The organism is Kaistella sp. (genome assembly GCF_049588135.1).
GTDB lineage: Bacteria > Bacteroidota > Bacteroidia > Flavobacteriales > Weeksellaceae > Kaistella.
The window spans coordinates 1-7,277 of the sequence record NZ_JBAVFG010000084.1 but is presented as its reverse complement, the minus strand read 5'-3'; the positions used below and the strand labels follow the sequence as shown (position 1 = coordinate 7,277).

Here is a 7,277-nt window from a genome sequence, read left to right as displayed (position 1 = left end):
CCCTTGTTGGGTAATTGAGTTTTTATGCAAATTAAGAATTTGGCTTTTTACTTATGGTCAAGGATCATACACTGAAAATCTGCGGTGATAATGCCTTTATCTTTCAAAATAAATATGTAGTCTTGCCACGCAATGCCATAGCGCCGTCTTTTATATAAGAATGTCAGCTGTTTAATTGACGAAGCCTCGATTTATCGAGGCTTCTAAAAAAGCAAAATTCAGTTTACAAAATAGTGCTTATATGATGATTGTATCCTAGTTCTTTGTTACAATATATTTCTTTACCAATTCTTTGGCTTCTTTATTTTGTTTTGGGGAAAGCTCCATTAAATCTTTGTACAAATAAATATCTTCAACATTTGGCTGAACATTTAAATCTTTATTTCTCGCCAATTCTTCATCCCAGGTCTGACGAACTGTTTTCCATAAAGGTGCATATTCATTCCAGTAATTTTGGGCAATGATGCATTTTCCGTCTTCTACTTTGGTATAGTATTCACGTCCTTTTTCCTCAACAATGGTTTCGTCTTTTGCGCCGTCTTTTCTCAATATTTTTTTGTTGTCCTGGTCATGAATCCATCCCCAATCGTAGATTTCGTGGTGATTTCCTCTAAGCATTACATTGTAGTCTTTTCGGGTCGTATATTCTCTTCTTGGCAATGGAGCATCTGCGGTACTTTCCCAATAATTTCTGCCATCAACATGTATCCAGGTTCCGTTACCAGAATATCTTGGCGCATCATCCACCTGGTAAACAACTTGTGTCCATTGTCCCTTCACGCTCGCAGGATCCAGTTTTGTAAATTTCCAATGGCTGTCTTTATCAAAAGTGTGAAGATCCGTATTCTCATACAACCAATCCTGTCTCCAGTGTTTTACGATGGCATCTTTACCAGAACCTTGTGGATTCACGATAAGAATGTGCTGAAGTTCAATTTTTTTAGGACTTTCTTCGGCGACAGTAATCCATTCTAAAGCACCCGATCTGTAATTTTTTTTCTTTTCATAATCTTTTTGACTTGAAAAGGTTTCTGCAAAATTGAAACTTACGTCATAGCAACCAGTCATTGCTTTAATTGCTTTTACATCTTGCTGACTTTGTGCCTGTGCAAATAATGCTGCTCCAACTGCAAGAGCTGAAAATAGATTTTTTGAATTCATAATAGTATTTATTAAAGTTTTATTTTAAGATTTAATTTAAAGTGCTTTGTATTCGAATTGCGGATACCCTCTGTATCCATCCTGGTTTTTCATTCTCAGGAATCTGAGTTTAAAATAAAAGCCATCACTATTTTTAACGATATAAAATTTATTGCTATACACTTCAGCGCCGTTTGCACCAGTTGTTGTACGCCAGTTACCACCGATGGTACGCTGATCATTAAAAACAAATTTTGAAGGATCGATATTTTCTTTGGTGAATCTGTTATACTCAGTTTCTCCCTGTCCGTTTGCGGTCGTTACTTCATATGCTCCTACATTCCCAAGGATATTATGAAGTACAACATCTGGAAAAATATAAGAAGTCGGAAGATTATTTTCCGGATTATTTACAAGATTGGTAAATACGGTAAAACACAAATCCCAGTTTTTCTTTTTGGGCTGTATCTCTGCTTCCGTTTCGGTGAAGAAGGAGAAAAATTTATAATTAAAATCAGCATCTTTGGTGATGACATATTCTTTGTGAGAAGTTTCATCCAAGTTGGCATATTGAATTTTATAACCTTCGTGGAATCTGATGATTTTAATTTTTTTCCAACCTCTTTCGTTCCCCAAAGTATAAACACTTCCCGGAACCGTAGCCCCTGAATAAGCGGTATAGCCCATATTGAGCAAGTAAACATTGTTCTCGTCCTCATTGGCTTTGATTTCTTGAATACCGGTTGTTTGATTCAGAATGTCACCACTTGGATCATCAATATATTTCGAGTTATCGGTGAAATTTGCCACCTGAACCAATGGTTTTAGGTTTTTCACTGAGGCAGAATTTAATGCATCGATGTTGTAACTGTTTTCTATTTTTCCAACTGCCATTACCAACGAGCCGTTCAGGATTACACGAAATTCAGCACCGGAATAGAATCCCAAATCCCAATTTTCCCGCAAAGTTGTTTTCCCATTTCCGGTACTCAGTTCTATCCAAACCTGATTTTTTTCTGTTGGACCACCCATCTCAGGATCTACAACAGCACCTGTTATCGGTTCAATTTTTACGGGCGTATTATCTTCCCGAATACAGGACGTACAAAAAGATAGAAACAGCAATAAGACAAAAGGGTAATTTATTTTTTTCATTTTTTAAAAATTAAAATTTAAACGTGAGAAATAACTTCTTCCATAAAAAAGTCTTTCACTAGAAGTACCGGAACTATGAGTGCCACCAGTAACAGAAGAATTCTGCACTTCCGAAACATCTAAAATATTTCTCGCTCCAACCGTCAATGTAAAATGGTTTTTCCAAAATTTCTGCGAAACCGAAGCGTCCATTAAAGAAAATGCTTTTTGTTCCGTTAAGATATACTGGGTAATTCCTAAAGTTTTATCTTCTACAATTCGGTCGCTTTTTCCAATTCCTTTAAAGAAAATAGAGAAAGAGGTTCTCGTTTTCAACAAATTATAATAGAAAGAAGAATTGATTTCTGAAGAAAACCGATAGTTATTATCGACCGCACCAGCGAACCTCAATGCTCGTCCGAGAATTGAATATCTTACGTTGAAACCAAAGTTTTGATTTGAAATTTTACCAGAAATCGTGTTCAACCAAGTCTGATCTGTATCGATATTAATGTATTTGTACTGTGAAGCCAACTCATTTACCAGTTCAATCCGATCCTGAACCTGTAAATACATAGAACTCGCATCCAATGACCATTTCAAATGCTCTTCCGGCTTGCTGGTTGTAGTGTAGTATAAAGTTCCTGAAAAAGAATTCTCCGGTTTAAGGTCTTCATTTCCCCGAATATCGTGATTGCTGTCCACGAAATAGGTGAAGAGCTGTTCGAAAGTCGGGTTTTTATTCGCTGATCCTATAATCGCTCTGAATTCAGACTGGTCGCTGATTTTGTTTTTAAAGACCAAAGAGAAATTAGGTTTGGCACTGAAAGTATCAGAAAAGTTAACTCTGAAACCTGGTCTTAAGAACCATTTTTCGCTAAGATTAAATTCTGCCGACGCAAAAAGACCTCCATTCAAAACATTTTTTATCTGGTTATTACCAGCAAAGCTTCCCGTTGAAAACCCGGCAAAACCTTTGGTGTAATCACCTTCATAACCAATTTGGACATTTGTATTTTCAGAATTCAAAAAATTACTGAGGGTTCCTCTGGAGTAAAAAGTTTCTGCCTGATAGTACATATTTTCATCATCAAAAAAGATGGTTTTCCTTGCCGGAATATCGAAAATATAGTCTTTGTTTTTTCTGGTTTGTTTTTGATAAGACCAATCACCGGAGAATTTTGATTTTTTAAATAATTCAGTTTGAATATTGAAATGGTGCAACATTCTTTTGGTTAAATAATCCCGGTCATTTGCGACAAAGGTTCTTTCGCCCGCTCCCAAATATTTCTGCTGAACTAGAGGATTGTAATAATTTATTTCTTCTGAGAGATAATCTCCTTTGTAGAAAAACTGAGTCTTCGCAGAAAAAAACCTTAGTAAAAATGCTGGATTCCATTGCTCTTTCGGTTGCCATTCGTACCCCCGATTTCCATCCTGTTCAAAATAATTTTTGCCTTTCTTATCTCCCCAAAAACCCTGAAAGTCATTTCTGTTTAAAGATAAATCAGCAAACCAATGATCAGAAATATTATGAGAAATACTCAGCGACTGTACATGTCTTCCTTTTCCATAATCTACCCAATCGTATTCTTTCCCGACGGTTTCTTCCTGTATAGAACCTCGTACATTCCATTTTGTGCGGGATGATTTTTTGGTGATAATATTAATCACCCCAGAAATTGCGTTATTTCCGAATTCCACGCCCATCGACCCTTTTACAATTTCGATGCGTTCGATATTATCAAGGCTTATTTTTGTCAAATCGATATTACTTCCTAATCCGGTGTCACCAATTACAGGAATATTGTCAATCAAGACTTTGGTATAATCTGCACCCATTCCTAAAATATTGGCTTTAGAATCACCAGAGTTTTTGTCGGGAATGATCAGAATATTTAAAGTTTGGTTCAGAACTTCTGCTACATTATTCACTGCCATCCGCTGAATATCTTCGTTGGTAATGACCTCTACTTTGTAAAGCGATTTTTTGATTGATTGTTGGCTGTACTGTCCGGTAATCACCACTTCCTGAATATTTGCGGAGTCTATTTTCACTTGAGCGAAGACCCCATTTGATAGCGGGAAAATTGTAATTATAGAAAGTAATGTTTTTCTCATTTGTTAAAATTTCTTTGGCAAAACTATTAAATTATTTTTAATTATTCTAAATAAATATTACATTTGCTGAAATTAATTTTAATCATTCTAAATAAAAACAATGAAAAAACTATTATTATTTTCCGCATTCCTCGCCGCAGGAATTATGACCACCAGTAATGCACAAACAGATCCCTATGGTTATACCCAGGTAAACGCCACAACAGGACCAGGATATCAAAATCAAGTTTTTTTTGATTTATCTGAAAATAAGTTAACGGCTCAATCTGCAGCTATTTGGGATGTCGCATTCTACAGAAATGGTACAGCTGCTTTCGGAACAAGAGTTAACGATGCACAAGCGATCGATACTTACCAAGCTTCCACAGATCCTACGCAATGGGATAACATCGATATTGCTCATCTTTCAACTTGGGGAGAACCGCTCTATAATCCTGATTTAACAGAATCTTTGGAAGAAGGAGCTTTTGAGCAAGCTGATTTATCGTGTAGTATTCTTTCCACAGGTTGGGGTTGTTATAACATCGGATCACACCATATTGATGGAAAAACTATTTATGTACTAAAATATCCGAATAACACTTATTTCAAATTTATGATTACTGATTATTTTGGTGGTTATACCTTCAAATATTCAAAATGGAACGGAACAACTTGGGATACCACCATTTCTAAAACAATCGCTAACGGAACAGCAGATTCCTACTTTAATTATTATTCACTCCTTAACAATCAAGAAGTTACTCATGTAGAACCTCCGAAAGACAAATGGGATTTTATGATGACCAGATACTGGACTTTCTATAATGGAATCATGATGTATCAATTATCCGGTGTTATCCAAAGTCCAAGAATTACGGTGGCAAAAGCTTCAGAAACGCAAGCAACAAGCGCCATTAATTTGCCAGACGTCAATACCTTCAAAAAAGTGATTACAACTATCGGGCACTCTTGGAAACCTACCTCTGGTTTAATTCCAGACGTTGTATATTATATCAAAGAAGATCAGAAATACTACAGAATGTATTTTACGGAAAATGGTGGCGGAACTACGGGAAATATGTACTTTAAATATAAAGATATTTCCGATTTATTAGCAAGCAATGAGGTGAATACTAAAGTAACATTCGGTCTATACCCAAATCCAGCTCCGAACAAGCAGGTCACTTTACTTTATGATGTGAAAAATGACAATGATAAAAGCGGTAGTGTTTCAATTATGGATATGACTGGGAAAGTAGTTTATACCACCGAAATTTCAAAACAGCAAGGCTTTTTCAAGAAGGAACTCCATCTAGGCCATTTGCCATCGGGGAGCTATATCGTTTCTCTGAAATCAGGAACTCAGGTTACCTCTAAGAAATTAATCCTTCAATAAAATTCATTAAAATGAAAAATTCTGATATTGCTACCATTAAAATCTATAATACAAAGGGTTTCCTGGTAAAAGAAATCAAAGGAGTTAAAAACCTTGAAACATCAGAATTGAAACCCGGTTATTATCTTGTTGAGTTTTTAAACAAAAATAATCAAGTAAAAAGAGAGTTTATAGAGCTCAAGCAATGCTCGAAGATATCGTCATCTTAATAAGACCTGCACCGGATAATACCTGCGAAAATATTTTGTTTTCGCAGGTATTTTTTTTAATCAGGAGAAATTTCGCTTATCAACAAAAATTACACTTTATATCCAATAGTTTCAAGGATGGGCGCAATTTCGCAGGTGAGCAGGGACTTTGCCTTTATCCTTCAATATGCAGTTCGCCAAACTACGGTTTGTAGGTGCTTCTTCATACTGTAACCATACTATATCTATTCTATATCCATACTATATATTAAAATTTATTATCTTTGAGAAACCCTATAATTCTTAAAATAAGATGGCAGAACTCAAAGGTGTCCTTAAAATTACCGGAAAGCTGGGCGGGCTTTCGTTTTATAAAATGAACGGCAAGATCATTGTGCGGACTCCGGGTGGTTTTGATGGAGAAAAGATCCGGAAGGATGAAAAATATGTGAATGTAAGAAATAATGCCTCTGAATTTGGGCGTTGTTCAAAATTTGGCGCCCAACTGCGGCGGGCTCTTCAACCCTTTGTAAAGGATCTGAACGATCCGCAACTTCATGGGAGGATGGCGAAAATGCTGCACGACCTCATGAAGATGGACGCCGTATCCGGAAAGGGGGAACGGACGGTGCAACTGGGGCTGCAACATGCTGAAAGCACGAAAATCCTTGGCGATTTTGTGTGGAACCTTAGAGACGGAAAAAGATGCCGCTATGATTACGAGAAGCGGACGCTTTTTTTTGACCGTATTCCTGAGGGAAGTACGAAAGCTGAGGTGACGCTTCGGTTCATCGATCCTGATGAGGGGCAGGATTCGTTGGGATTTGTAGATGTTGTTTTTGAGGTTTTGCTTCCTTGTTCGGAGGTTTTTGTTCCTGAGAGTGGGGGTGTTGACGAAGGTTTGTTGAAATTTGCGTTGATTCGGTTTTTTGACGGGAGCGGGTTATTGTTGGCTGGTAAAACGGCGGTGGTTTTGGATGTTTGATGATGGATGCTGTGTCCTCTACTTGTTTTGGGAGATTAAGGAGATTGTCTGCAATAGGCATTATTCGGTTATCCGGCATTCTAATGGAAAGAAAACATTTAATTCTTTTACTTTTTGCTTCCTCTTTTATATTTTTTCAATGGAATCAGCGAACCATTTTCAATGGTTTTTCTTGAAACAAAAAGTAACAAAAATTGACTTCTATTTTCTATATTTTTAATGGAATCGGCGAACCTCCTTTGTCGGTTTGCTGAAAAGTTTTCATTCTTTTTTTCTTGATAAAAAAAGAACCAAAAAAATCAAGACTTGGATTTATTTGCCTCATCTCTTG

The 7,277-nt window shown here is 36.6% G+C and carries 6 protein-coding genes; 3 read left to right on the top strand and 3 right to left on the bottom strand.

Translation table 11 applies throughout. From position 1 onward, the window contains the following. Positions 1–255 precede the first annotated feature (255 nt). Genes WBY99_RS04915 through WBY99_RS04905 form a run of 3 tightly spaced genes read right to left on the bottom strand, consistent with a single transcriptional unit; the run spans position 256 to position 4,395 of the window. Positions 256–1,161 carry a DUF6607 family protein gene (locus WBY99_RS04915; RefSeq protein WP_423975220.1) on the bottom strand — a complete coding sequence of 302 codons (906 nt, stop codon included), beginning with the start codon at positions 1,159–1,161 and terminating at the stop codon, positions 256–258. 36 nt (positions 1,162–1,197) lie between these two features. After that, positions 1,198–2,295 carry an HmuY family protein gene (locus WBY99_RS04910; RefSeq protein ID WP_423975219.1) on the bottom strand — a complete coding sequence of 366 codons (1,098 nt, stop codon included), beginning with the start codon at positions 2,293–2,295 and terminating at the stop codon, positions 1,198–1,200. Between the two features lie 3 nt (positions 2,296–2,298). Further along, positions 2,299–4,395 (bottom strand): TonB-dependent receptor plug domain-containing protein, encoded by a 2,097-nt coding sequence (locus WBY99_RS04905; RefSeq protein ID WP_423975218.1) that lies wholly within the window; start codon positions 4,393–4,395, stop codon positions 2,299–2,301. A 100-nt stretch (positions 4,396–4,495) separates the two neighbouring features. Between WBY99_RS04905 and WBY99_RS04900 the strand changes: the two genes are divergently transcribed. The 3 genes from WBY99_RS04900 to WBY99_RS04890 all read left to right on the top strand — a co-directional run bounded on the left by WBY99_RS04900 (position 4,496) and on the right by WBY99_RS04890 (position 6,946). Continuing rightward, positions 4,496–5,773, top strand: a complete 1,278-nt coding sequence (locus tag WBY99_RS04900) for a T9SS type A sorting domain-containing protein (protein WP_423975217.1) — start codon at positions 4,496–4,498, stop codon at positions 5,771–5,773. A gap of 11 nt (positions 5,774–5,784) precedes the next feature. Next, complete coding sequence (locus WBY99_RS04895; RefSeq protein ID WP_423975216.1) at positions 5,785–5,982, top strand: T9SS type A sorting domain-containing protein; 198 nt, start codon at positions 5,785–5,787, stop codon at positions 5,980–5,982. 292 nt (positions 5,983–6,274) lie between these two features. Then, positions 6,275–6,946, top strand: coding sequence for a hypothetical protein (locus WBY99_RS04890; RefSeq protein ID WP_423975215.1), 672 nt, complete (start codon positions 6,275–6,277; stop codon positions 6,944–6,946). The last annotated feature ends 331 nt before the right edge of the window (positions 6,947–7,277 follow it).